Origin of the sequence: Frondihabitans cladoniiphilus, assembly GCF_039544345.1 — a bacterium.
GTDB classification, from domain to species: Bacteria; Actinomycetota; Actinomycetes; order Actinomycetales; family Microbacteriaceae; genus Frondihabitans; species Frondihabitans cladoniiphilus.
In genome coordinates, this window is sequence record NZ_BAABLM010000001.1 from 37,250 (window position 1) to 62,187 (window position 24,938).

25 protein-coding genes are annotated in these 24,938 nt (G+C 69.6%); 8 read left to right on the forward strand and 17 right to left on the reverse strand.

Annotated elements, in window-relative coordinates:
- Window positions 1-43 precede the first annotated feature (43 nt).
- Window positions 44-928, forward strand: a complete 885-nt coding sequence (locus tag ABEA39_RS00210; RefSeq protein WP_345371859.1) for an NAD-dependent epimerase/dehydratase family protein — start codon at window positions 44-46, stop codon at window positions 926-928.
- Window positions 929-985: 57 nt separating this feature from the next.
- Here the strand turns inward: ABEA39_RS00210 and ABEA39_RS00215 are convergent, their stop codons facing one another.
- The 7 genes from ABEA39_RS00215 to ABEA39_RS00245 all read right to left on the reverse strand — a co-directional run bounded on the left by ABEA39_RS00215 (window position 986) and on the right by ABEA39_RS00245 (window position 7,291).
- Complete coding sequence (locus tag ABEA39_RS00215) at window positions 986-1,396, reverse strand: arsenate reductase ArsC (RefSeq protein ID WP_345371861.1); 411 nt, start codon at window positions 1,394-1,396, stop codon at window positions 986-988.
- Window positions 1,397-1,427: 31 nt separating this feature from the next.
- Window positions 1,428-2,159, reverse strand: coding sequence for a phosphatase PAP2 family protein (locus ABEA39_RS00220; protein ID WP_345371863.1), 732 nt, complete (start codon window positions 2,157-2,159; stop codon window positions 1,428-1,430).
- A 35-nt stretch (window positions 2,160-2,194) separates the two neighbouring features.
- Window positions 2,195-2,938 carry an FAD:protein FMN transferase gene (locus tag ABEA39_RS00225; RefSeq protein ID WP_345371865.1) on the reverse strand — a complete coding sequence of 248 codons (744 nt, stop codon included), beginning with the start codon at window positions 2,936-2,938 and terminating at the stop codon, window positions 2,195-2,197.
- Window positions 2,935-3,480 carry an FMN-binding protein gene (locus ABEA39_RS00230; RefSeq protein ID WP_345371867.1) on the reverse strand — a complete coding sequence of 182 codons (546 nt, stop codon included), beginning with the start codon at window positions 3,478-3,480 and terminating at the stop codon, window positions 2,935-2,937. The genes ABEA39_RS00225 and ABEA39_RS00230 overlap by 4 nt, the downstream gene beginning before the upstream one ends.
- On the reverse strand, window positions 3,477-4,916 hold the full coding sequence (locus ABEA39_RS00235) for a ferredoxin reductase family protein (protein WP_345371869.1): 1,440 nt from the start codon (window positions 4,914-4,916) through the stop codon (window positions 3,477-3,479). The genes ABEA39_RS00230 and ABEA39_RS00235 overlap by 4 nt, the downstream gene beginning before the upstream one ends.
- A gap of 111 nt (window positions 4,917-5,027) precedes the next feature.
- On the reverse strand, window positions 5,028-6,458 hold the full coding sequence (locus tag ABEA39_RS00240) for a HAMP domain-containing sensor histidine kinase (RefSeq protein WP_345371871.1): 1,431 nt from the start codon (window positions 6,456-6,458) through the stop codon (window positions 5,028-5,030).
- Entirely contained in the window at window positions 6,455-7,291 is an 837-nt protein-coding gene (locus ABEA39_RS00245) for a response regulator transcription factor (protein WP_345371873.1), read from the reverse strand. The genes ABEA39_RS00240 and ABEA39_RS00245 overlap by 4 nt, the downstream gene beginning before the upstream one ends.
- A gap of 109 nt (window positions 7,292-7,400) precedes the next feature.
- On the opposite strand from ABEA39_RS00245, the gene ABEA39_RS00250 reads away from it, so the two are divergent.
- Window positions 7,401-7,862 carry a COX15/CtaA family protein gene (locus tag ABEA39_RS00250; protein WP_345371875.1) on the forward strand — a complete coding sequence of 154 codons (462 nt, stop codon included), beginning with the start codon at window positions 7,401-7,403 and terminating at the stop codon, window positions 7,860-7,862.
- Between the two features lie 28 nt (window positions 7,863-7,890).
- Here the strand turns inward: ABEA39_RS00250 and ABEA39_RS00255 are convergent, their stop codons facing one another.
- Window positions 7,891-9,099, reverse strand: coding sequence for a GAF domain-containing protein (locus tag ABEA39_RS00255; protein WP_345371877.1), 1,209 nt, complete (start codon window positions 9,097-9,099; stop codon window positions 7,891-7,893).
- 323 nt (window positions 9,100-9,422) lie between these two features.
- Here ABEA39_RS00255 and efeU point away from each other — a divergent pair, with 323 nt between their 5' ends.
- From efeU to ABEA39_RS00275, 4 genes are read left to right on the forward strand one after another with little or no spacing between them, the layout of a single operon-like run.
- A complete protein-coding gene (gene efeU / locus ABEA39_RS00260; RefSeq protein ID WP_345371879.1) occupies window positions 9,423-11,024 on the forward strand; it encodes an iron uptake transporter permease EfeU in 1,602 nt (533 codons plus the stop codon).
- Window positions 11,011-12,243, forward strand: a complete 1,233-nt coding sequence (gene efeO / locus ABEA39_RS00265) for an iron uptake system protein EfeO (RefSeq protein WP_345371881.1) — start codon at window positions 11,011-11,013, stop codon at window positions 12,241-12,243. Before efeU ends, efeO begins: the two co-directional genes overlap by 14 nt.
- A complete protein-coding gene (efeB, locus tag ABEA39_RS00270) occupies window positions 12,240-13,541 on the forward strand; it encodes an iron uptake transporter deferrochelatase/peroxidase subunit (protein ID WP_345371883.1) in 1,302 nt (433 codons plus the stop codon). Before efeO ends, efeB begins: the two co-directional genes overlap by 4 nt.
- Window positions 13,538-15,076 (forward strand): carboxylesterase/lipase family protein, encoded by a 1,539-nt coding sequence (locus ABEA39_RS00275; RefSeq protein WP_345371885.1) that lies wholly within the window; start codon window positions 13,538-13,540, stop codon window positions 15,074-15,076. Before efeB ends, ABEA39_RS00275 begins: the two co-directional genes overlap by 4 nt.
- A 317-nt stretch (window positions 15,077-15,393) precedes the next feature.
- On the opposite strand, the gene ABEA39_RS00280 is transcribed toward ABEA39_RS00275, so the two are convergent.
- Window positions 15,394-16,233: an SDR family oxidoreductase gene (locus ABEA39_RS00280; protein ID WP_345371887.1), complete on the reverse strand. Its 840-nt coding sequence runs from the start codon at window positions 16,231-16,233 to the stop codon at window positions 15,394-15,396.
- Window positions 16,234-16,314: 81 nt separating this feature from the next.
- On the opposite strand from ABEA39_RS00280, the gene ABEA39_RS00285 reads away from it, so the two are divergent.
- Window positions 16,315-16,914: a TetR/AcrR family transcriptional regulator gene (locus ABEA39_RS00285; protein WP_345371889.1), complete on the forward strand. Its 600-nt coding sequence runs from the start codon at window positions 16,315-16,317 to the stop codon at window positions 16,912-16,914.
- Between the two features lie 7 nt (window positions 16,915-16,921).
- On the opposite strand, the gene ABEA39_RS00290 is transcribed toward ABEA39_RS00285, so the two are convergent.
- From ABEA39_RS00290 to mdcA, 7 genes are all read right to left on the reverse strand, one after another.
- On the reverse strand, window positions 16,922-17,179 hold the full coding sequence (locus ABEA39_RS00290; RefSeq protein ID WP_345371891.1) for an ACP S-malonyltransferase: 258 nt from the start codon (window positions 17,177-17,179) through the stop codon (window positions 16,922-16,924).
- Window positions 17,180-17,256: 77 nt separating this feature from the next.
- A complete protein-coding gene (locus tag ABEA39_RS00295) occupies window positions 17,257-17,847 on the reverse strand; it encodes an ACP S-malonyltransferase (protein ID WP_345371893.1) in 591 nt (196 codons plus the stop codon).
- Complete coding sequence (locus ABEA39_RS00300) at window positions 17,844-18,479, reverse strand: malonate decarboxylase holo-ACP synthase (RefSeq protein WP_345371895.1); 636 nt, start codon at window positions 18,477-18,479, stop codon at window positions 17,844-17,846. Before ABEA39_RS00300 ends, ABEA39_RS00295 begins: the two co-directional genes overlap by 4 nt.
- Entirely contained in the window at window positions 18,470-20,209 is a 1,740-nt protein-coding gene (gene mdcD, locus ABEA39_RS00305; protein ID WP_345371897.1) for a biotin-independent malonate decarboxylase subunit beta, read from the reverse strand. The genes ABEA39_RS00300 and mdcD overlap by 10 nt, the downstream gene beginning before the upstream one ends.
- Window positions 20,206-20,523 (reverse strand): malonate decarboxylase subunit delta, encoded by a 318-nt coding sequence (locus ABEA39_RS00310; RefSeq protein WP_345371899.1) that lies wholly within the window; start codon window positions 20,521-20,523, stop codon window positions 20,206-20,208. Before ABEA39_RS00310 ends, mdcD begins: the two co-directional genes overlap by 4 nt.
- Window positions 20,510-21,349 (reverse strand): triphosphoribosyl-dephospho-CoA synthase, encoded by an 840-nt coding sequence (locus ABEA39_RS00315; protein ID WP_345371901.1) that lies wholly within the window; start codon window positions 21,347-21,349, stop codon window positions 20,510-20,512. The genes ABEA39_RS00310 and ABEA39_RS00315 overlap by 14 nt, the downstream gene beginning before the upstream one ends.
- Window positions 21,350-21,353: 4 nt before the next feature.
- Window positions 21,354-22,997, reverse strand: a complete 1,644-nt coding sequence (gene mdcA / locus ABEA39_RS00320; protein WP_345371903.1) for a malonate decarboxylase subunit alpha — start codon at window positions 22,995-22,997, stop codon at window positions 21,354-21,356.
- Between the two features lie 62 nt (window positions 22,998-23,059).
- Here mdcA and ABEA39_RS00325 point away from each other — a divergent pair, with 62 nt between their 5' ends.
- Window positions 23,060-23,971, forward strand: a complete 912-nt coding sequence (locus ABEA39_RS00325; protein WP_345371905.1) for a LysR family transcriptional regulator — start codon at window positions 23,060-23,062, stop codon at window positions 23,969-23,971.
- A 12-nt stretch (window positions 23,972-23,983) separates the two neighbouring features.
- Here the strand turns inward: ABEA39_RS00325 and ABEA39_RS00330 are convergent, their stop codons facing one another.
- A complete protein-coding gene (locus ABEA39_RS00330; RefSeq protein ID WP_345371907.1) occupies window positions 23,984-24,784 on the reverse strand; it encodes an SGNH/GDSL hydrolase family protein in 801 nt (266 codons plus the stop codon).
- Window positions 24,785-24,938 lie beyond the last annotated feature (154 nt).

The following is a 24,938-nucleotide window of genomic DNA, read 5'->3' on the forward strand; positions in this document are numbered from 1 at the left end:
AGCCGTCCGCGCAGCCGCGCCTTCGGGTTCGAAGGAGAACGCCATGAAGGTCCTCGTCACCGGCTCCCGAGGCAAAGTGGGGCGCGCCGCCGTCCAGGCGTTCGTCGACGCAGGGCACGACGTCCTCGGCGTCGACCTCGTGCGGCCCGTCTTCGATGCGGGCGTCGTCGTGCCCGGCCGGTACCAGCAGGCCGACCTCACCGACGCTGGCTCCGCCTACGCCGTCGTCGCGGGCGTCGATGCGGTCGTCCATGTCGCGGCGATCCCGCAGCCGACGGGCAACCCGCCGCACGTGGTCTTCCAGACCAACCTGATGTCGACCTTCAACCTGATCGAAGCGGCCGTCCGCTTCGGCGTGAAGCGGTTCGTCAACGTCTCGAGCGAGAGCATCGTGGGCAACTTCTTCCCCGAGCGGCCGTTCCTGCCCGACTACCTGCCCGTCGACGAGAAGCACCCGCTGCACCCGCAGGATCCCTACGCGCTCTCGAAATCGTTCGGCGAGCAGCTCATGGACGCAGCGGTGCGGCGCTCGGACATCCGTGCCATCTCGATCCGCCCCAGCACCGTCCACAACGAGGACAACTACGAGTCGAACCTCGGCGCGATGGTGCGCACCCCCGACCCGTCGAGCGCGAACTTCGGGAGCTACATCGACGTCTACGACCTGGCCGACGCGCTCGTGCTGGCCGCCGAGTCCGACCTCCCCGGGCACGAGGTGTTCTACATCGCCTCACCCGACAACGCCGGTGGCCACGACTTCGCGGCGCTCCTGCACGAGAACTACGGCGACGCCATCGAGCTCCGCCCCCTCTCGCGCGTCGACGCCTCGGGCATCGACACCTCGAAGGCACGGGGGATGCTCGGCTGGACCCCCAAGCGATCGTGGCGCGACTACCTCGACGCCGACGGCCGGCGCCTCCCGGCCTGAGCAACCGGGGTCTGTCGGGCCACGGCGCCACGATTCGGCGGATCAGGCGTCGACGGATCAGTCGCCGACGGGCACGAGTTCGCCGAGGAGCTGCTCGACGCGGCGTCTGATGTCGTCTCGAATCGGTCGGACGTCCTCGAGTGCCTTCCCGGCAGGATCCGCGAGATCCCAGTCCTCGTAGCGTTTTCCGGGGAAGACCGGGCAGACGTCCCCGCATCCCATCGTGACGACCACGTCCGAGTCGTGGACCTGCTCGGTCGTCATCAACTGCGGAACCCCGCTCGAGATGTCGATGCCCTCTTCCGCCATGGCGAGGACGGCGATCGGATTGATCTCGTGGCCGGGCTCCGATCCGCCCGAGCGGACGACGACGCGCCCGCCGGAGAGCGTCGTCAGATAACCGGCGGCCATCTGGGAGCGTCCGGCGTTGTGGATGCAGACGAACAGGACTCGCGGCGGCTCGGTCATGGGGGTCCTCTTCGATCGGGTTTGGCGTCGACTAGGCGGGAGCCTCGACGCTCGACGGCGTGCGGTAGGTGAGAGGCAGAACGTACCGGTTCCAGAGCCCGAGCACGAGCGGGGCCACGCCCACCGACCAGACGACTGAGGCGGTGACGTCGCTCGGGTAGTGCACCCCGTCGGAGATCAGCGAGAAGGCGACGACGAGGACGGCCACGATCCCGGCGGCGACGACCCAGCCGCGGTACGGCTTGTCGCGCGTGAGGAAGACGAAGGCCATGGCGAGGGTGGCGACGAACACCATGTGTCCGCTCGGGAAGGACGGGTCGGTCGGGTGCTCCGTGATGTGGTGGGCGAAGGCCGACCGGTCGGGCCGGGCCCGGTGGACGAGCAGCTTCACGATGTCGCTCGACAGCCAGGTCACGGCGACGGTGACCGCGAAGGTGGCGGCGAGCCGGAGATTTCTGCTGACCGCCCAGATCACTGCCACGATGACGACGGTGAGGATGATCGCCTCGGCGGGGCTGAAGACTTTGTAGACGGTCGCTCCGAGGGTGCCGAGCGCACCCGTGTGGAGGCGGTTCAGCGCCTTCACCCCCTGCAGGTCGAGGTGGACCACGCCGTGCGTCTTCGAGAGGACGAAGCCGAAGGCGACCACGACGACGATGGCCGTGATGCTGAAGGCGGTCGTGTCGGGGCGACGGCCGCTGGTGGGGCGCAGCATTCCAGGGAGTCGGTGGGTGCTGCGTGCGTCGTCGGTCGTTCGTGCCATGCCGCCACCCTGGCGTCCCCGCTCCAAGAAACCTCTCAGATGCTCGGGACGGGCGTGTCGGAGAGCCACGACCTGGCGCCGGGCGTGGCCCGGAGGGCGCCGTCCCGATCGACGGTGAGCACGTCGACGTCCCACGTGCTCGTGATGCGGTCGAGGTCCTCTTCTCGTCCGGCGATGACGGCGGTGGCGAGGACGTCCGCGGTGACGATGTCGTCGGCCACCACCGTCGCCTGCACGAAGTGCGCTCGTCCGAAGCGGGACCAGATGTGGTCGCCCCGTTCGGCGGACCCGGAGGTGGCGATGGCCCGTCGACTCCGGCCGACAGGTACCACGCCGAGAAGGTGGGAGGTGTCGTCCGGATCGACGACACCGGTCCGCCACTCCGGCGTGCTGTCGCCTGAACGGCTGAGGGCGTCGCCGCCCACGGACAGGAGCCAAGAAGGGCAGGAATCGTCGAGGATCGCCCCGGCGTCGCGGATGGCGAGGGACTTGACGATGCCGGAGAGGTCGACGGCGCCGTCCGGGCGGTGCGGAGTGAAGAGCCCACCCGTCCTCTCCCTCCAGGCGAGCGCCTCGGCGTACGTCTCGCGGACGGCCGTCGACGTCTCGGCGAGGAGCAGTTCGCCGCGGGCCACCCGTGACAGCGGCGAGGCGTCGTCGTAGAGGCTGTAGGTCCGGTCGTACTCGCGGAAGACCGCTTCGACGTCGGCAGCAGCCGAGAGGTCGTCCGCACGCAGGCTCACCACGGTGCCCATGGTCTCGAAGACGTGGACGCTCACAGTCCCGCCTTGTCGAGAGCGGACTGCAGCGACGTGACGTACCCCTCGCTGGTGTACGTCGCCCCGCTCACGGACTGGATCTTCGCCGACTGCGCACTGAGGGCTTCCGTTCGGAGGATCGGGGCCGCGTAGTTGCTGATCTCGACGGACCGGCCCCCCTCGTTCGTGAGCTGGAGCGCAACGACGTCGGTGATCTTTCCGGCCGACACGACGATCTCGACCTGGACCGGCCCGAAGCGCGTCTCGGTCGTGGCGCCGTCGAAGGTGCCGGAGACGGATGAGCCCGCTGCCGGAGTGGCGGTCGCGGACGCCGAGGGCGTCGCCGTGGACGCCGACGACCCCGAGGACGTCCCGGTCGACCCGGACGCCGATCCGGTGGATCCCGATCCGGTGGATGCCGACCCGCTCGACCCGGACGTCGAACCGGTGGCGGGCGTGCTCGTCGATGTCGTGGCGGAGACCTGAGCGGCCCCGATCTGCCAGCCGATGAGGAGGACGGAGGCGGAGGCGAAGACGCCTCCGGCGACGGCGCGTGGTCTCATGAACTGAACCTCTCCTGATGGATCTGATGTTCGGGCACTCCGGCCAGTCGGGCGTCTCGGACGACGAGGTCCGTCCAGGGCTGCGGCCCGCAGATGTAGAGGTCCGACTCGAGGAGGTGGGGGAACGTCGAGGTGAGGGTGACGCCGCGGTTCCAGTCCTCGGCCGACTGCCAGGCGTCGGCTCCGGAGGGGCGCGGACCGATCATCGCGAAGATCTCGCTCCTCGTGACGGTGGCCAGGTCGGCGACCTCGTTCCAGAGGTAGCGCTGGTCGGGGTCGGAGCCGCGAAGGAGCACTGTCGCCTCGCCCTCGCGGAGCACGGAGTCCTCCAGCAGCGAGCGGATGGGGGTGATCCCGATGCCCGAGGCGATGAGCGTCAGGTAGGGCGCCGTCCGCGCCTTGGCGGTGAAGAGACCGTAGGGTCCCTCGAGCGAGACGAAGGCGCCCGCGCGGATCCGACTGAGGCGGCGCGAGCCGGCCCCAAGGTCTCGGACCGTGATCCGGGCGTGGTTCTCGCTCGGAACGGCCGAGAACGAGACAGGGTGCGCGTGCCACCAGGTGCCGGTGGTCCAGAACCGCCAGACACCGTATTGGCCGCCTTGCACGCCGAGACGGGTCAGGTCGCGGCCGGAGAGGTGGATCGACACCACGCCCGGGGCGATCGGCTCCACGGCGACCACCCGGATCCGGTGCTGGAACGTCACCAGGATCGGCAGCAGGAATCGGTAGACGACGATGGCGCCCAGAGCGAGCACGTAAAGGGCGATCCAGTAGACCCGTTGCCAGGTGCCCGACGCGAGCACGCTCCCGACGCTGAGCTGGTGCGGCAGGGCGACTGCCACCGCGGCATAGCTGAGCAGGTGGATGACGTGCCAGGCCTCGTAGGGAAGGCGACGGCGGACTGCGACCAGGCTGGTGACGACCACGGCGACGAACAGGCCCAGCGAGAGATAGGCGAGGGGCATGTCCGGCAGAGTGGTGAAGAGCGAGATCGTCTCTGCGACCGGATTGGTCCGGTCGGACAGTCCGTAGCCGATCGTGATCAGGAGTCCGTGCACGAGGATCAGGTACAGCACGGGCTTGCCGAGGGATCGGTGGACGGCGATGGCGCGGTCCGTCCCGAAGACCCTGTCGATCAGGGGCACCCGCGCCGCGAGCACGATCATCACGAGGACGAGGTCGGTGGCGACGAGACCGGCCACGATGCCCGCCGCTGTCACGAAGGCGGCACCGCCCGAGAGGATGTGTGCCCCCGGCGACGCCAGGTACAGTGCGGCGGCGAGGGCGGCGGACACCCAGACGATAATGGCGAGGGCGTCGACGGCCGCGTTGCGGCGGCGACGGTCACGCCTGCGGAGCCGGGTGGCCACCTCGATGCGGGGGGCCGGCGCAGGGGGGAGCCGCACCGTGGTGTGCAGCTCGATCGTGCTCGTCATGATGGTCTCCTCGGCAAGCCGGCTCGCACGGGCGGTGCGATGGCGTGCCTCCAGAGTGGGATCCCCGGCTATGCGGAAGCTTCTCGAAAAGCCCTCGTGTCGTTCGAGATCTCACATCTTCGGGATGCGCACCGTGGCCACCGCACCGGTGGTGTCCCGGTTGTCGATCTCGGCGGTGCCTCCGGCCTGTTCGGCGAGCCCGCGGACCAGGGCCAGTCCGAGCCCGCTGCCACCGCGCACCCTCCGCCGCGAATCGTCGGCTCGCGAGAACCGGTCGAAGGCGTGGGCGATGAAGTCCGCCGGCAGACCGGGGCCTTCGTCGGTGACGGTGAGGAGGAGCGGATCGTCTTCCTCGGCACCCTCCTGTTCGAAGGTCGCGCGGACCGTTCCGCCCGAAGGGCTGAAGGTGACGGCGTTCACGAGGAGGTTGTCGCAGATCCGCCCGAACGATGCGGCCGATATCGGATACGCCGACTCCGGATCCGCGATGTCGTCCACGACGAAGTCGATGCCGATGCCGGAGGCGGTCGGGCTGATGCGAGTGCGGTCGACGGCGTCGAGGAGTTCGCGTGTCAACTCCCCGGCGGTCGATCGAGGCCGCTCCCCGCTCTCGCCGACGCGCTGGTCGAGGCGTGATAGTTCGAGCAGCGTCGTCGCCAGATCGGACAGTCGGGCGACCGACGCTTCGGCGGCGACGATCTCCCGCTCGAGGGCGTCGGCGTCCCCGAAGGAGCGATGAGCCAGCTCCAGGCGGGCGGTCAGAGCCGCGATGGGAGTCCGCAGCTCGTGGCTGGCGTCGGAGACGATCTGCCGCTCGTGGTCGGCGCTCGATCGGAGACGGGCGATGAAGGCGTTGAGGGTCTCGGCGAGAACGGACAACTCGTCGCCGGCGCGGGAGACGGGCAGAGCATCCCGGGAATCGTCTCGACTGATCTGAAGGGCAGAATCGGCGAGGCGCCGCACGGGCCGGAGCGAGAGGCTCGAGAGGAGCCACGACGCCCCTCCGAACGCCAGGAACGCCACGACGAGACCCACGACGAGGGAGCGGTCGAGAGCCATGATCGTGAGGTCGCCCGACGCCGTGCTGCGGGCCGCCCACAGGGTGAACTGGCCTTCGCGCGTCGTGATGTGCTCCTCGACGACGACGTAGGTGGTGCCCGCGCTCGTGACGCGGCGCGTCGGGGCCTGGGAGTCGCGATCCGGATCGCCGGCCTCGACGAAGGCGTGGTCGTGCAGGTCGCGGTCGGCCAGATGGGCCTGGAGTTCGTCGGGGAGGGTGTTGCGGAGGAACGCGCCCGACTGCTCGCGAATGGCGACGAGGATGCCCGCGGCCGGTTTGTCGGGCGTCTCGTCGGGATTGTTCTGCAGGTCGGAGATGAACGGCGCGAGGTCGCTCTCGGCCAGGGTCTGCTCACTGGCAGCCGTCGTGGAGCGGATCTGGAAGGCCAGGAGCCCGGCGACGCCGACGAGGACGAGCCCGGACACGAGGAGACTGCCGAGGGTGATCCGGAGCTGGATCGGCAGCGATCGGAGGCGCCTCATGCCGGATCCGGCACGTCGGCGCGGTACCCGACGCCCCGCACGGTGACGATCGTCACGATCGAGCCGGCCGCGGCGAGCTTCTTTCTCACGTAGCTGACGTACTGGTCCACGATGGTGGGATCGAAGTGTTCGGGAGGCCCCCACACCTCGGCGAGGATCTCGGACCGGCTGACGGTCTCGGGGATGCTCTGGAGGAGGTAGCGGAGGAGCGAGAACTCCTTGACGCTGAACGCGACCACGTGGCCGGCGATCCGGGCGCGGACGGCCGTCGTGTCGAGTCGGAGGTCGCCGGCTTCGACGAGGGGCGCCGCTGTCGTGGGAGTCGCCTGCCGACGGAGTTGCGCTCGGAGCCGAGCCTGGAGCTCGGCCAGCGAGAACGGCTTGGTGAGGTAGTCGTCGGCGCCGGAGTCGAGACCGAAGATCCGGTCGTCGACGGCGTCGCGAGCGGTCACGAGGATCACGGGGAACGTCCGGCCCGACTCACGGAGGCGTCGGCAGATCTCGAAGCCGGTCATCTCCGGCAGCATGACGTCGATGGCCGCAGCGTCGAACTCGGTCCCGCCCGCTGCGATGAGGGCCGCCACCCCGTCGGAGACCGCCGTGACCTCGTGACCGGCGTCGACGAGGCTCGAGCGGACGAGGTCGAGCATCTCGGGGTCGTCGTCCACGACGAGGATCTTCGCCAGGGGAGTGCCTCCAGATCGGCTGGTCGTCGCGGCGGGGTGTCGTGACGCGACGCCACCGGTGTGCAGGAGCATACCGATGTCGAACGTCGCCGTCAGGGCCACGGCGCTTCCGACGACGATCGCCGCGACGGGTTCGTGGGCCGGCATGCCTGACCGTGCCTGCCCCGTGAACACGAGGGAGGCCTCTCGAACATGTGAGCTTTCGAACGTGGCAGACCGCGCATCCGGCACTCGACGCGGCATAGCGTCACGACCTATGACCACCTCGAACACTGCCACCGGCAGCACTCCCGTTCCGGCGTATCCCGAGATCGACCCCTCGGCGCGACGCAGCTACGCGATCTTCACCGGGGTGACCGTCCTCTTCATCTTCCTGCAGTCGATCACCGCCGGGAACTTCATCGAGGACGGGATCCCGGACTCCGCCAAGCAGACCTGGACGGACATCCACGGGGTCCTCGCGTACCCGATCATGGTGTTCGCCCTGATCTCCGCGATCATCGCGGTCGCACGCCTGCGGGCCGCGGGACGGGTTCGGATCTTCGCAGTTGTGCTCTTCGTCGCGACGGTCGCTCAATGGCTCAGCGGGCACGCGATCTCCGGGCTCGGCATGGATTGGATCACGCCGTGGCACGTGGTGCTCGCCTTCGTCATCTACGGACTGGCGATCTACCTGTCCGTCCAGTCGGCGCAGCTCAGGCGTCGCGCTCGCGCCTGACGCGGAGTTCGCACCGGAGCCGACGGGTTCAGCCGACCCCGACCCCCTCGCGGCTGTACAGGTGCCGTTGGATCTCGGCGGCGAGGTCGCGCAGGGCGATCGCGTCGCTGCCGGAGAAGCGCCGTGAACGGTCGTCCATGACGCAGAGCGCGCCGACTCGGAAGCCGTCGGGCGACTCGATCGGGAACCCGGCGTAGAAGCGGATGCCCAGCTCGCCCGCGACGACGGAGAAGCCCGTGTAGCGGTGATCGCGCCGTGCGTCCTCGATGACGAGAGGGCCGCGCCGTCGGATCGCGACGTCGCAGATCGCATCGGATCGCGGGTACACGGCGTCGACCTCGAGGCCGCTGACCGCCCGGACGTGCTCGGTGTCGGCGTGGAGGAACGTCACGGCCGCGATCTTGGCTCCGAAGCGGTCGCGCGCTTTGTCGGTGAGCCGATCGACGATCGCGTCGTTCGCGGTGCCCAGCGACTCGAGGTGCTCGAACGCCCGCTGCCGAGCCTGCTCGTACTCGTCGGCCATGCTCGGCGCCTGCGGTCGGTGCGGGTCGAGATTCCGCACGATCCGATCGGCGATGAGCTCGGCCCAGGCCTGGTAGCGCACCGCCCCGGCCTCCTCGAAGATCTGGTCCCGACTCTCGGGCACGTAGACGACGCCCTGGTGCTCCTCCGTCATGCGTTCCGTGATGGTGTTCAGGACGCCCCCGTGGAAGTCGACGGCGTTGGCCAACGCGCGGGGGAAGTGCGGGTTCACGCCGAACTGCGGCGCCGCCAGCACGAAGATCTTCGCGTCGCGCGAGGTCTTCAGCCGGGCCGTCGTGAGCAGGGTGCGGATGGCGAGCTGCCATTCGCGCGGCGACTGGAGCGCGAGGGCCTCGTTCGCGCCGCACGAGACGAGGACGATGTCGTACCGGCGGAGGTCCTGCGAGGCCAGCGCCTCCGTGCACTCGTCGGCGGTCATGGCGTCGTCCACCAGGATGTCCACTTCGGTCGCACGGTCGGTCCGCGCACTGAGGCTGCGAGCGAGGAATCCGGGGAGACCCAGATCGTGCGTCACGACGCCGCGGCCCGACGCGGCGCCGTCTCCGACGATGAGCACGCGCTCCGGGTTGGTGCCGGGCGCGAGGACGTGGGGCGAGTCGCGGGGGAGGAGTCGTCGCTTCCACGAGTGCCGGCTGCCGGCCAGCCAGAGGGCGACGAGGGGTCGCGTGAAGGTACGGCGAAGGAAGTCGAGCACGAGGATCCCGCCTGATCGGAAGGGCCGCCGGGTGGCGGCGGACGGACGCCGGTGGTGAGTCGTCGTCGAGGCCTGGTTGGAGCCTTCTCGAAAGAATAGGGCACGACGGGTTCGCTAGACAGTCCCCCCAATCGCCGACAACGCGGCGATCCCCCGGCGATCGAAGCGGTATCTCTCGGCCCCGAGACATCGCCGGATTCACCTCTAGCGGGCGCGTCCGACCCACATGGTAAGGTTTGCCTTACCTTCATTCGTCTGGATCCGCGCCTCCGCGGTCCGTGGTTTCGGCGTGCGAAGCACCCGACCCCGGCAAGAGAATCGTCATGCTCGCAACCCTCGTCATCGGCCTCCGCGAAGGCCTCGAAGCCACGCTCATCGTGGGCATCATCGCCGCGTTCCTCAAGCGCAACCGGATCCCGATGTGGCCCATGTGGCTCGGCGTCGGCGTGGCCGTCTTCCTCAGCGTCGCCGTGGGCGTCGTGCTCGACCTCGTCGAGCAGGCACTGCCCCAGGCGGAGCAGGAGGGCATGGAGGCGATCATCGGCGCCGTCGCCGTCGTGTTCGTCACGACGATGATCGTCTGGATGCGCAAGCACGCCCGCGACCTGAAGGGCGACCTCGAGGCCGAGGCCACCGCGGCCGCCGGTCGGGGCACCGCCTGGGCGCTCGCCGGCATGGCCTTCCTCGCGGTCCTCAAAGAGGGCTTCGAGACCTCCGTCTTCCTCCTCGCGACCTTTCAGGCCTCGTCGAACACGGGTCTCGCGGCCCTCGGCGCCGTCATCGGGGTCGCGGGCGCGATCGTGATCGGCTTCGGCCTCTACACCGGCGGGGTGAAGCTCAACCTCGCGAAGTTCTTCACCGGCACGGGCATCTTCCTGGTCTTCGTCGCGGCGGGCCTCGTCATGACCGCCCTCCGTACCGCCCACGAGGCCGGCTGGATCCTCGTCGGCCAGCAGCGCACCGTCGACCTCTCGTGGCTCGCCCCGAACGGCACCGTTCTGGGCGCGCTCATCACGGGCGTGCTGGGCATCCAGCCCGACCCGCGGGTGATCGAGGTCCTCGGCTGGTTCTGCTACCTCGTGCCCGTGCTGCTGCTCTCCGTGTGGCCGCGGGCGTGGCGTCCGACCGGGGCGCGCATCCCCCGGGTCCGTCTCGTCCTCGCGGGCGGCCTCGCCGTCGCCGCGCTGGTCCTGGCCCTCGGCGTGCATGCTCCCGCCGCGACCGCACCGCAGAACGTCGCCCTCGCGAACTCGGCCGGCACCGCCCGGGCCGCGGTGACCGGCTCGCGAGCCGTCCTCACGATCTCCGGAGCGCGGGATGCCCGGGTCGAGTTCCCGGAATCGGCCCACCGCATGGTCACCCGCGACGGCGTCACAGCCGACCGCTGGCAGACGAAGACGCCGGTCTCCACCGCGTCGCAGAAGACCAGCCTCACCGTCGACGACCTGGTCTCGCTGTTCGGCCGGATCCCCGTCGGCATCTCGCCGGACACGACGCCGGGGCCCTACACCGCCCGCTGGTCGGAGAGCGCGACGACGACGCTCTGGACCGTCGGCGGGGGAGTGCTCGACACCCGTCGGACGACCGCGACGGTGCTGACGATCTCCGGCGGCGGGCTCACCACCTCGCGCACGTACACGATGGCCGAGACGCCGTGGAGCGTTCCGGCCGGCCGCGTGCAGGCCTCGGCCACGAGCATCCTGAGCGCCACGTCGGCCGCCACCGAGCTGCGCGTCTGGAACGCCTGGCTGCCGATCGCCCTCGGCATCGCGGCTCTGTGGCAGGCGGCTCTCGCCCTGCGTGACCGGCGCCGTGCATCCCACGCTCTCTCGACCCCTCCGACCCCCCTCCCCACCCCGACCCCTGACGGCCAGAACGTCGAGCAGGGTGAACCCGCTAGGAGTTCCACGTATGCAGTCCAGTGACCTGAGGCCCCGCAGGGCCCGATCGCTCGTCACCGTCGCCGCTCTCGCCGCAGCGACGGCCCTCGCCCTCGCCGGTTGCGCGACGAACACGTCCGCCTCGTCCGCCTCGACCTCGTCGAGCGGCGTGAACAAGGTCGCCATCACGTTGACCGGCGGCGGCAGCGATGCCTGCGCCGTGTCCACGACGTCCGTGCCGGCGGGCCCGGTCACGTTCACCGTGACGAACAAGTCCTCGACCGGCATCTCCGAGGTCGAGCTGCTGCAGGACCAGAAGATCCTCGGCGAGAAGGAGAACCTCGCGCCGGGCCTTGCCGCGGCGTCGTTCACCGTCACCCTCGGTGGCGGCAAATATCAGGTGTACTGCCCCAACGCGTCGAAGGAGCTGACGGACTTCACGGTCACGGGCAAGGCCGCGTCGGCCTCGAACAGCTCGGCCGCCACCCTGCTCAAGACCGGGTCGAAGCAGTACGCCACCTACGTCGACGACCAGGTGAGCACCATGGTCGACACCACCACGGCTCTGCAGACGGCCATCGACTCCGGCGACCTCACCGCGGCGCAGACCGCCTACGCCAAGGCCCGCCCCTACTACGAGCGCATCGAGAGCGACGTCGACGGCTTCATCAAGCCCGGCTTCAAGGCGACCGACAACTCGGGCAACCTCGACTACCTGATCGACATGCGCGCGTCGAACCTCGACCCCGCCGTCGGCTGGCACGGCTACCACGCCGTCGAGCGCGACCTCTTCCAGGCCGGGGCGATCACCGACTCGACGAAATCGCTCGCGGCCGAGCTGACCGCCAACGTCACCGAGCTGAAGAAGCTCGCGCCGACCCTCTCGTACAAGCCGGAGGACCTCGCCAACGGCGCTGCCTCGCTCCTCGAAGAGGTGCAGTCGGAGAAGGTCACCGGCGAGGAGGAGGCGTTCAGCCACATCGACCTCGTCGACCTCGCCGCCAACGTCGAGGGCGCCGAGGAGGCGTTCGCCTACCTGCGGCCCGGCCTGACCAAGCTCGACCCCACGCTCACCAAGTCGATCGTCGCGCAGTTCCAGGCGACGGACGCGCTGCTCGACAAGTACCGCGACGCGAACGCCCTCGGCGGCTACGTCTCGTACACCGACGCACTCAAGGCGAGCGACGCCAACACCCTGTCGCAGCAGGTCCAGGCCCTCCAGGACCCGCTGTCGCAGCTGGCCGAAAAGGTCGCCACGGCGTGACCGACCAGCACCACCACGACGGCGTCGACTCCACCGAGTCGGCGCCGTCCGGCGCGCCCCGACTGTCTCGTCGTGCCCTGTTCGGTGGCGGGATCGCCGCCGCGGCCGCAGGCGCCGGAGCCCTGGCCGGCATCGGCGGCTCCCTCGCCGCCCAGGCCGCCGCAGCTCCTCCCGCCGACGAGGCCATCGACCTCTCCGACAGTCACCCCTTCTACGCGACGGCCGCCAAGCAGCCGCAGGGCGGGATCCAGACCTCGCCGCAGCGCTACTGCGTGCTCATGACCTTCGACATGTCGACGACCCTGACCACCCAGCTCCAGGTGCTCCTGGCGCGCTGGTCGGCAGCGATCGCGCAGTTGCAGGCGGGCAAGACCGTCGGTTCGGTGGATCCGAAGGCGGGCGTCGGCGACGACACCGGCGAGGCGCTCGATCTCGGCCCGGCGTCGCTCACCGTGACGGTCGGCCTCGGCCCCGGCATCTTCGACCAGCGCTTCGGCCTCGCGTCGAAGAAGCCGGCGCACCTGGCTCAGATCCCCACCCTGCCGAGCGACAACCTCCAGGCGGCGACGACGGGCGGCGACCTGTGCCTGCAGGCCTGCGCCGACGACCCGCAGGTGGCCTACCACGCGATCCGCGACCTCGCCCGGATGGCCCGGGGCACCGCGACCGTGCGCTGGACCGTGCTCGGCTTCGGCCGGGCCTCCGCCGGCAAGGATCAGACGACCCCGCGCAACCTGATGGGCTTCAAAGACGGAACCCGCAACATCGAGACGGAAGCCGAGTTCGAGAAGTTCGTCTGGCTCGGCGACGACGCGGGCTGGATGGCGGGCGGCACCTACCAGGTCGTGCGCAAGATCGAGATCAACATCGAGATCTGGGACGCCGACTTCGTGGGCGACCAGCAGTCCGTCTTCGGACGGACGAAGGTCGAGGGCGCCCCGCTCTCGGGCGGCACCGAGCACACCACGCCCGACTTCCACGCGAAGGCCTCGAACGGCGACACGAAGATCGACGCCCGGTCGCACATCGCCCTGGCCGCGCACGAGAACAACGGCGGCGTGAAGATCCATCGCCGGCCCTACAACTACACGGACGGCCTGAACCAATACGGGCAGCTCGACGCCGGGCTCCTCTTCACCGCCTTCATGAACGACCCGGAGCATTTCACCCGGATCCAGACGAAGCTCGGTGCGTCCGATCGCCTGAACGAGTACATCTCGCACATCGGGTCGGCCGTCTTCGCGGTGCCGCCGGCGCCGAAAGAGGGGCAGTACATCGGTCAGGGGCTGTTCTCGTGAGCGCGGGGGCTGCGGCCGCCTCGGCCGCTGCAGCCGCTGCAGCCGCCGCAGCCGCGGGCGACGCTCCGGTCGTCGCGACCACCGCAGGCCGTTACTCCGGCCTCGTCCGCCCCGGCTCCACCGCCTTCCTCGGCATCCCGTTCGCCGAGGCGCCGGTGGGCGAACGACGCTTCCGTGCGCCGGTGCGGGCCGCCGCGTTCGAGGGCGTGCGCCCGGCGACGGCGTACGGCGCCACACCGCAGCGGCGACCGTTCGGTGCCCTCACGACGGTGCCCGAGCCGAGCATCCCCGGCCCCTCGACCCTCAATGTGAACGTGTTCACGCCGGCCGCGGGCCAGGGGGATGCACGGCTCCCGGTGCTCGTGTGGATCCACGGCGGCGGCTACTTCGCCGGCTCGCCCGCCAGCCCCTGGTACGACGGCCGGTCGTTCAACCGCGACGGCGTCGTGACGGTGACGGTCTCGTACCGGCTCGGCTTCGACGGGTTCGGATGGATGGCCGGGGCCCCGCTGAACCGCGGAGTGCTCGACCAGATCGCCGCCCTCGAGTGGGTGCAGGAGAACATCCGGGCGTTCGGCGGCGACCCCGATCGCGTGACCATCGCGGGGCAGTCGGCCGGCGGCGGCAGCGTGCTCACGCTGCTCGCGGCGCCGGGTGCGCGGGGGCTGTTCCACGGGGCGATCTCGGAGTCGGGAGTGGTCGGGCGCTCGACCGCCGCCGACGCCGAGGAGGTCGGCCGCCGGTTCGCGTCCGCCCTCGGCATCGAGCCCACTCTCGACGCGTGGCGCGAGATCGCCGAAGACCGGGTGCTCGATCACGAGCGCGACTTCAACACGGCCGACACCGGAGTGACGATGCAGTCGCCGCCGACGGACCTCATCGCGGCGACCCGGTCGCAAGGCGCGGGCTCGCTTGCCGTCGCGTTCGCCCCGGTCGTCGACGGCGAGACCGTTCTCGACGTCGCGTCGTCGCTGGCTGCCGGTGCGTCGTCGGGACTGCCGCTCCTGCTCGGCACGACCCGCAACGAGTTCACGTTCCCGTCGCGCCTCACGGCCGACTCGATCGAGTCCGACCTCGCTGCCGCGGGCGTCTCGCGGGATGCACGGCGCGACTACCGCGAGCGGGTCGACGTCGTCGGACGCGGCTACGCGAACAGCCAGCTCGTCGTCGAGCAGATGTTCCGCGGCCCGGCGCTCCACCTCGCCGCAGTCCGGTCCGCTGCCGGAGCGGGCGACCGCACCTGGCTCTACGACTACGCGCACGTCTCCCCGGCCACGGGCAACGCCGCGCACTGCCACGAGCTCCCGTTCGTGTTCGACCTCCTCGACGCCGAGGGAGTGGAGGCGCAGCTCGGGGCGACGCCGCCTCGTGCGCTGGCCGACGCGATGCACTCGGCGTGGGTGCGGTTCGTGACCGAGGGGCGGGCTGCGTGGCCGAGCGTCGCCGTGCATCCCACGGGCGCTCTGGTATTTGACACGGCTTCGGCGTACGACGAGGCCGACTATCGGCTGACGCTGGAGCTCGTCGGCGGCTGATCCGCCGACGAACTGGCGCGGCGCTGACGGGGCAGGGCGGCTTTGAGGTCGGCTCCTTTGCGCGACGGAGTCGAGGCCTTACCGCAACCACCGGAGCGCCCTAGGCCGATCCCGGATCAAACGCCGCATGGAACCCTTTTCGAGCAAGACCATTACGTGGTGCGAGCGGTACCTGTCGAATGTTCACAAGTCGGGGCAGGCATGCTGGCTAGGGCCACGCCATGATCGCAAGTCCGACTAACCAGGGCAGATCATGCGTCCGACGGACCAAGGGCCGCTCACCCCTTGGTGAGCGGCCCGAGGGTCTGCGAGATCGCTTAGGCGCCCTGCGTGAGGAACGCCGGCGGGTTGGTCGTGACCGAAGCGATCACGCCGCCGTCGACGAGGACGTCGATGCCGGTGATGAACGACGCCTCGGAGCTGAGGAGGAACGACACGGTGTTGGCGATGTCGGCGGGAGTGCCGATGCGCTTAGTACCGGAGCCCTCGATCATGGCCTTCATATACACGCCGGAGGGCCCTTCGAGCTCCTGCTGGCCCATCGGGGTGGAGATGATGCCGGGGCTGACGGAGTTGACGCGGCCGCCCCGCTGGCCCCAGGCGATGCTGGCGTACTTCACTCGCAGCTGGTTGGCACGTTTGGACAGGCCGTAGGCGGCGCCGGGGTCGGCGATGCCCTCTGCGACGAAGGGGAGATCGAGAAGAGCGTCCGTGTCGGTGGTGGCGAGGGCGAACTCCTGCTCGGGCGTCAGGCCCGGGTAGGTCTGACCGGCCATGCTGGCGATCACGACGCCAGCCCCGCCGTCGGCGATGACGGTGGCGAACTCCTCGAGGACGATCGCGACGCCGAGGAGGTCGACATTCAAGATGGCGCCGATCGGGGCCTGCGTCGGCGAGAGACCGGCGGTGTCGACGACCTCGACGACGGGTCCGGCCGCAGCAGCGGCTTCCGCGAGTGCCTTGACGGACTCGCGCGACGAGACGTCGACCGTGTGCGTCGTGACCTCGAAACCGTCGATCTGCAGGGCCGCGGCTTTGCTCGCCAGCATCTCTTCGTTGAAGTCCGCGAGGATCAGGTGCTTTCCGGCGCCCTGACGGCGGGCGATCTGCTCGCCCATCCCGCCCGCTCCGATGACGACGACGACTTGCTTGGACATGGTGGCTCCAATACGACGGATATGAGACGAGACGGTCCGTCTCGCATACTGCGAGCATACGCCTCGACTAGCGTTGCTCCTATGAGTGAGCCGAGTTCGACGAGACCGCGCAGCGAGCGGGCTCGAACAGCGATCCTGTCGGCGACCCGCGATCTCGTGTCGGAGGTCGGCTACGAACAGATGAGCATCGAGGGCATCGCAGCACGAGCTCATGTGGGCAAGCAGACGATCTATCGCTGGTGGCGTTCGAAGAGCGCCATTCTGGCCGAGTGCGTACTGGAGGGGCTGATCCTGCCGTCGCAGGACGTGCCTGAAGACACCGGCGACCTCCGGGAGGACCTGCTCGGCTGGTTGCGGCGGGCCCTGCAGGATCTCGGCGATCCTGCGAACGCCAGCCTGCTTCGGGGCCTCGTATCGGCCGCCGCAGATGACCCGGACCTTGCGGCGGTGCTCTACGAGCGTCTGACCGGCCCACAGGAAGCGACCATGGCTGAACGCCTTCGTCGCGCCGAGGCGGGCGGCGAGATCGACTCCACGCTCACGTCGACCGCCGTGATCGAGATGCTCTTCGGCACCATCGTGTATCGGATTCTGAGCCGCTTGGATGTGGGGCCGGAGCTGGCCGACGGCCTCATCGACACTCTGTTGAACGGTCTCCGCGGAGATCGCCGAAACTCCTGACGGCCTCCTACGCTCGCGACGCGAGTCGCTGCGCGCGAACGAGCGAGTCGGCGAACGACGAGTCGCCGAGCGACACGACCGGGACGTCCGGATGGGCAGTCCGGAACAGATCGGCCGTCGCGCGTCCCGGCGCCATCTGAACGACGGCGGTCGTGCCGAGTTCGGCGAGGAGGTCGGTGGCGTCGTGCCACCGGACCATCCGCTCGACCCCTCCCGCGAGATCGTCGACGACCGTCTCGGCCGTGGCTGCCGATCGAGCCGTCATTGCCGAGAGGTATCGAACCTGCGGGCGCCGGGCGGACGCCGATTCGAGCTGCCGCCGTACGGCTTCCGCTACTGGGCTCATGAGGGGCAGTGCGACGGGACGGCGACGTCCAGGCGCCGCAGCTCGCGGACACCGAATCGGGGCGCAGCCGAGGCGACGCGCTCGAAGGCGGCGTCGCTTCCAGCGAGGACGATCTGGTCTTCCGCGTTCTCCATCGCGACGAACAGGTCGTCGTCTGCACGCACCGCGGCGACGAGTCGGCGCACCTCGGCGAGCGGACTCCCGAGCACCGCCAGGAGTCCGAAGCCTCGGGGATAGAGCTCGCGCATGGCTCGGGCTCGGATGCGTACAGCCGCCACGGCCTCGTCGAAGGTGAGGACCCCCGCTGCGACGGCCGCCGGGAAGGCACCGATGGAGTGCCCGAGGACGGCGTCCGGCCTGACGTCGCGCTCGGCCAGGAGGCGCGTGCACGCGACGCCGACGGTGAAGAGGGCGAGCTGAGCGGCGACGGTGTCGGTCAGGGCTTCGGCCGTGTCGAGTTCCCGAGGATCCCGCCCCAGTGCCTCGCCCAGCGCGTCGAGGGTCTCGGTCACCGCCCGCTCCGACGGCAGGGCGGCGATCATGCCGGCGTGCTGCGAGCCCTGGCCGGGGTAGAGGAAGGCGATCATCGGGCGTCATCCTGCCACGGGTCGCGGGTCAGGACGGGACCTGCCGGCGTCCGGAGCAGCACGGACCCGCCGGCCGGGCCGGCCCACTCTGCCAGCGCGACGGCGCCGCGCGGGGTTTCCAGCAAGCAGTCGACCAGGCAGGGAAGCGTCCGGAGGAATCGCAGGATCGCGCCGGCGTCCTCGCGAGCCAGGCGTTGGTCGGCGCGCAGGATCAAGTCGAGGTCGCTCGTCGCTCGCACCGCAGGAAGCCGCGTGGCGAGTTCGAAACCCGCCGAACCCGTCGGGCCCCACGGCAATCCGCCGAAGGTCTCCGAACTGGCGCTCGAGAGGATCGCTAGGGACGGAGCGAGCTCGGGACTCACCGTGCTTTCGAGTGCGCGGCCCGCTAAATCTTCGGGGGCGACGACCTCGACGATGTCATGGACTCTCACCTCGAGGGGCAGGCGTTCGGATCGCTGCGGGCCTCGGAGGCCCAGCGCGGTCGTGCCGGGCGTCGTCGCGGGTGAGCGGCGGACGACACCCCAGACGGTGGTGCCCTCGCGCGTGACCCACGGGGGCAGCCCGGTGTCGTCGTCGGCCCGGAAGCGGACCAGATCGTGGACGCGGAGGATCCGCCCGTCGGTCACTGCCACTGCGCGGTCATCGCCGCCCACACGCGCCGGGTGGCGGCCCGGTTGTCGCCCGACGTCTCGACCGACCAGCGTCCGCTCAGCCCGGAGTCACCGGCGCGGGCGCGAGAAACCGCCGCCCGGAGCTGCTCCTTCACGGTCGCCACGTCGTCGGCCGTCGGGTGGTCGGCGTCGGCGACCTCCAGCAGGCCGTTGCAGAGCCCGAGCGTCGCCCAGTCGCGGACGTCGTAGGAGAGTGGTGGGATCCTGGTGGCCAGTTCGTCGAGTTCGGCGACCGTCCGACGCGTGATCCGTGCGGCTGCGGGCTTGTGCATGGCGTGGATCTCGACGTCCGGGTCGTTCAGCGCGAGGATCTGGTCGGCCTGGAGCCCGTGGGCGAGGAATCCGCCGGACAGAGCCGTCCCCACCACGAGAGCGACGACCGGGTGCCCCTGCGTGCGCGCGGTGGCGTAGGCGTCTGCGGCTGCCGCGAGGTGCAGATGGATCCCGACCATCTCTTCGAGACGGCCGTAGGCCTGGCTGGGGAGGTCGACGACGGCGATGATGGGACGCTTCCGCTCGGGCTCCAGATCGGCGTCCTCGGTCACGATCGCGGTGACCCGTTCGGCGAGGGCCAGGCCTTCCAGGAGCCCGACCTCTCCGTTGCGGGCCCGGCGGTAGGGGCTGGCGGCGTCGGGAACGACAGTCAGCAGGATCGCCGAGAGCCCGTGCATTGCCATCGTCGCCTCGATGACGGTCGACTCGACCGCATTGGGGGCTGTGTCGGCCAGGGCGGTCGTCCAGGCGGTCCCTCGGCCGGTCGATTCGACTGTGGATGCGGACTCGGCCGGTCGGGGAGCCTCTTCCGTCGTCCCCGGGGCCACGGGTGTCGCGAACAGCGCCGGAAGCTCGGCCGGCGTCGGCGGCGAGCTGGGATCGAGGGACGTCAGGTGTGCCCGGAGTCGGGCCAGGTCACGGGAGGCGGGTGCTGCGGGAGCCTCTCCGGACACTGCCCCGCGAACCGCCCCGACGATCTCGTCGGTGTCGTCCTTGACGAGCACGTCGGCCTGGCCGAGCGCGTGGCGCTGGACTCCGCCGTCGATCGACCAGACGAGGGCGTGGTCGCCGGAGTCGAACTCGGCGATCCCTCCTTCGGACTCGATGACCTCCGGGCCGTTCAGCCCCAGCCGCGCCTCACGGGTCATGACGACCGTCGAGCAGAGGCCGGCGACGATGCTCATCCCGCCGAAGCTGCCGAGACCGCCGGCGATGACGGCAATGACGGGTTGAAGTGCGCGGAGTTCGAGCACGCCGGAGCAGGCTTCGGCGACCGCCGCCAGGCCGAGGTTCGCCTCTTGGAGTCGAACGCCTCCGGTCTCCAGGAGCAGGACGGCCGAGGTCGGTGTCCCGGCACGGCTGTCTCGGGCTGCCAGCCCGAGTGCAGCTGCGATCTTCGCCCCGGACACCTCGCCGATGCCGCCGCCCTGGAAGCCCTGTTCGATGCCGATGACGACTGTCGCTTTGCCGGCCACGGTGCCTTTGACGATGACGACGCCGTCGTCTGCTTCGGGGACGACTCCCTGCTGTTCGAGCCAGGGCGACTCGAGGTGGTCGAACGGGTCCAGGAGCTCACGGCCCGATCCCTCGTCGACCAGCGCGAACGCCCGTGAGCGGGCGTCGCGCTCGATGAAGCTGTCGCGGCGGACGTAGGCACTCTCGGGTACCAGGGGCTCGACGTCGGTTTCCGTTGTCATGCTCGAACCTCTCGGGTCGGTTCGTCGGTGGACTGGTCGAGCGCCTGCAGGAGTCGGATGGAGACCACGCCCGGTGTCGCCCCGAAGTCGTTGATCTCGATGGAGCCGGTCAGGCCGTAGCGGGTGAAGAAACGCTCCAGGACGTTCCGCCAGACGTCGTCGAACCCGTCGACGCTGGTGCGGATCCGCACCGACGCCGAGTCTCCGTCGGACGGAACGACCAAGACTTCGAGGTCAGCCGAAGCCACGACGCCGACGTGGGCACGCTGGATCGCCGGTCGGTCGCCCGGGAAATCGAATTCAAGCGTCTGCATGGGCGTGCTCCTCGGCAGAGACGGTCGTGGGAAGGGAGAGGGTGTCGACGAAGATCGCGCCCGACAGCAGGTCGGCGCTTCCTCCGGGGGAGAGGCGTCGACGCTGCACGCGGGCGACGAATCGACTCAGTGCGCTGTCGAAGCGTCCGGCCCGCTGGACCGCGCGGGCTGATGCCTGCATCCAGCTGAGACCAGCCGCGCCGCCTCGGTGAAGGACGCAGGTGTCATCGAGGGTCGCCACGAGTGCCAAGAGCGCTCGGAGCTGTGCCCGTTCCACGGTCTCACCCCAGGCCAGGCTCGACCGGAGTGTGGGGAGGGCATTCAGACGGATGTGGGGGAATCCGGCGGCCGCCTCGCCGACAGCTCCGGAGACGCCGTACGTCCGGATGGCGAGCTGCCCGTGGGAGGAGGACGACGGTGCGCCGGCGGAGTCGGGGATGGCCGCGAGTGCACCTGCGATCCTGAAGATGTCGGTCTCCGCTCGTGCTGCGCCGGCTGCGGTCGCCAGCAGTCCAAGGGTCCAGAGTGCCCCGCGGTGGGTGTTCACCCCGCCGGTGGTTTGCAGCATCTGGGTCTCGCCGGCCCGTCCAAGGAGGCCCACCCGGTTCCGGAGACTCTGACCGACAGGTTCTTCGGAGCCCGCCCGGGCGAGGTCGGCGAACGTGTCGAAGAGGGAGTCGGCCGAGTCGAGGAGCATGGCCAGGGTCATGTCCGGGTGGCTGCCCCGCCCGTTGCGGTCGACGAGTCCTGGCTTGGGGGTAAGCAGTGCCTCCTCACGGAGGGCGCTGACGGCCAACGCAGCGATGGTGTCCGGTGTGAGTGTCATGGCGTCAGAAGTTCCGGAAGCGCGCGGGCGGGTCGTAGAGGCCGCCCGACCACGCCTCGAGGTCGCCGATGCTCTTCGCGGCGAGGAGAGTGCGGTCGGCGCGGCGCACGTCGACGCCCAGGTCTTCCGGGAAGGCGATGACGCCGTCTCGGCGTAGCCGCTCGGTGACCTCGGGGTCGTGGCGGAGTCCGATCGGTGTCGCTCCGGCCACCGCCGCGATGGCGGCGCGGCGTTCGTCGAGGCTGTTCGCTTTGTAGAGGTAGGCGACGCCTTCCTCGGTGACGATGTGGCTGACGTCGTCGCCGTAGATCATGACCGGCGGCAGCGCCATGCCGGCCTGGGTGCCGACGTCGACGGCGTCGAGGCGATCCACGAAGGTGGGCGTGCCACCCGCTTTGAACGTCTCGACGAGCTGGACGACGAGCTTCTTCCCGCGGCGGCTCGCCCCTTCGCCCGAGGCGAGGTCGAGCCACGCGGCGCTGCCGTGACGGCGCCCGTGCGGGTCGTGGCCCATGTTCGGTGCCCCGCCGAATCCGGCCAAACGTCCAGCGGTCACGGTCGAGGAGTTCCCTTCACCGTCGATCTGCAGTGAGGAGCCGATGAACATGTCGATGGCGTACTGCCCGGCGAGCTGCGCCAGCACGCGGTTCGAGCGGAGGCTGCCGTCGCGGCCGGTGAAGAACACGTCGGGTCTCGCGGCGACGTACCGTTCCATGCCCGGTTCGCCGCCGAAGCAGTGCACCGACTCGACCCAGCCGCTCTCGATCGCGGGGATCAGCGTCGGGTGCGGATTGAGCACCCAGTGCTTCGCGATGCGCCCCCGCAGCCCGAGCTCCTCCCCGTAGGTCGGCAGGATCAGTTCGATGGCGGCGGTGTCGAAACCTATGCCGTGGTTGAGTGAGACGACCTCGTGGCGCTCGTAGACGCCGCGGATTGCGAGCATGGCCTTCAGGATCTCGACGCGGCCGATCTTTGCAGGATCGCGGGTGAACAGCGGCTCGAGCTTGTACGGCCGTGGGCTGACGACGACCACGTCGACCCAGTCGCCCGGGATGTCGACCCGGGGGAGGGTGTCGAGGATCCGGTTGACCTGGACGATGACAATGCCGTCGTGGAACGCGGTGGCCTCGGCGATGGTCGGGGTGTCTTCCGTGTTCGGCCCCGTGTAGAGGTTCCCGTGCTCGTCCGCCGCCTCGGCGCAGAGGAGTGCGACGTTCGGCGGCAGGTCGACGAACATCCGTGCGTACAGCTCGACGTAGGTGTGGATGGCGCCGATCGTGACGACCCGATCTTCGACGAGCTGCGCGAGGCGAAGGCTCTGAGGCCCGGCGAAGGCGAGGTCGAGGCGGGAGGCGATGCCGCGCTCGAAGACGTCGAGATGCGCGGGCAGGCTCACGGAGGAGATGAGCAGGTGCAGGTCGTGGAGCAGCGCCGGGTCGGCTTCGGCCAGGGACTGCGCCAGGAAGTCGGCCTGCTTCTGGTTGTCTCCCTCGAGCGAGACGCGGTCGTGGGGCTGGATGAGGGTGGTGAGGAGGGTGTCGATGCGGTCGGCGTCGACGCTCTTGGTCGTGTCCGAGAGGCCCAGTGCGTCGAGTCGGCGCTTCTTCTCGCGCCGGCGTGTGGTCCAGCGGGTGTCCGTATCTGCCATGGGTGCCACTCTCCGCTTCGGTCGGGATTGCGTCCACCAGCCCCGAGGTGTTCCATTCAGGGATGAATGAATCGTCGGCCTCGAATCTGGCCCCGGCTTTGGCGCAGTTAGCGGCTCTCGCTCTCGACCCGAATATCACCCGGGTCGCCGAACGGACGGGAACGAGCCAGCCGACGCTGAGCCGGTCGCTTCGAGCATGGGAACTCGGCCTTGGAATCGACATCCTCGTGCGACACGGACGCACCGTCGTCTTGACGGACGAGGGCAGGATCCTCGCAGCGGCAGCAGCGGATGCTCTCGAACGGCTCGATGTCGCCCTTCAGCGCATCCGAGGCAGGCGAGCAGAAAAGATGGTCGCGGTGGGCTTCCTGCGCTCGCTCGGTCCGACCGTGGCGGGAGAACTGATCGCCTCGTTCCTTGGAACCGTCGACGGAACCCTGATCACGCACGTCGAGGGTTCCAGCGTCGAACTTCTCGACGGACTCGACGAGGGACGCGTCGACGTGGCGATCACGGCTCCCAAGGCTCCAGATCGCTTCGGGTGGCTCCCCGTCGGAACTCAGTCGTTCGTCCTCGTGGTGCCGAAGGGACACGACGCGGCGCAGGCCAAGACGGTGGATCTCGCCGATGTTCGCGATGAATCGTTCCTCGTGCTCGATCGTCGTTTCGACGCACGACAACGCGCTGACGCCCTGTGCGCGGCCGCGGGCTTCACGCCTCGCGTCGTGCTCGAGGCGGACAACCTGACCACGGTCCGCGGTTACGTGGCGGCGGGCCTTGGCATTGCGATCCTGCCCGCCGACGCGACGCTGAGCCCGCGCACGGTCAGTGTGCGCTTGGCCGACGCGAACGCGACGCGCGCCGTCGGCCTCGCATGGAGCAAGGAACACACCTCGCCCACTGCGGCAGCGCTCATTGAATTCACGAAAGAACTGACCCGAAAATACCCGGGCTGGGCAGACGTTCTCGAGTGATCCTGCTTCTTCTCAGGCCGTCAGAATGCGTTCGAGTTCGGCGGCGATCGCCGTCATGCCGGCCTCGTTCGGGTGGAACGACCCAGCCGTTGTTGCCATGTCCTGGTGGAAAGGCTGCACCCAAGGCTCGGTCGAACCGAGAGCGTGGCCCTCGCTCAGGGCCGACGCCAGGATCAGGTCCGCGCCCGTGCGGGCGGCCGCATCTCGGAACACCGTGCCGATGGCCGTCTGAATGACCAAGAACTGCTCGAGCTCGTCCTGGTCGAACGGGGTCTGGTCGAGGGAGTCCGCATCGAGGACGGTCAGGTAGTCGACGAGCAGGATGCGAGCGTCCGGCGCCTTCTCGCGGGCCTTCTCGACAACCCGGACGAGGCCGGCCGTCGCCGCCTCGACGGCCTCGTCGGTCGGCGCGGGAATGCCTTCGGAGAACATCGCCCCGAGCATGGGAACCATGGGCGATTCCGGCTCGAGGCGCCGCCACGCGACGTAAAGCATCGCGCCGGCGAACTGAAGATCGTTCCCGCCTGCCGTCACCGTGATGGCGTCGGCATTCGCCGGGACTCCGTCGACCTGCGGCGGGTAGGAGGAACCGGCCGGGCTCTGCTGAGGAGTGTCGATGACGTTCGCCGTCGTCGCGCCCGAGACGGTGAGGTCGACGAGCTCGGCCGAGAGTCGGTCGGCGAGCTGATGCGCGTAGTTCTTCGCTGACCGCATGGCGGCGGCATCGGCGACCGGCTCGATGCCGGGACCAGCCGCGAAGGAGCTTCCGAGGGCGGCGATCACGGCGACTGGGGCTTTCTCTGAGATGGACACGACGCCATCGTGCCACCGTCAACCATCGTCCGCTGAGCCGGCCATTCGTCCATGCATGATTCGGACGAGCGCCGCTGAGAATTGTCGAGGAATGACCCTACTTGCCAGAAGCCCAGGGGTAACGTCAGCAAACGAGACGAACCGTCTCGTCTTT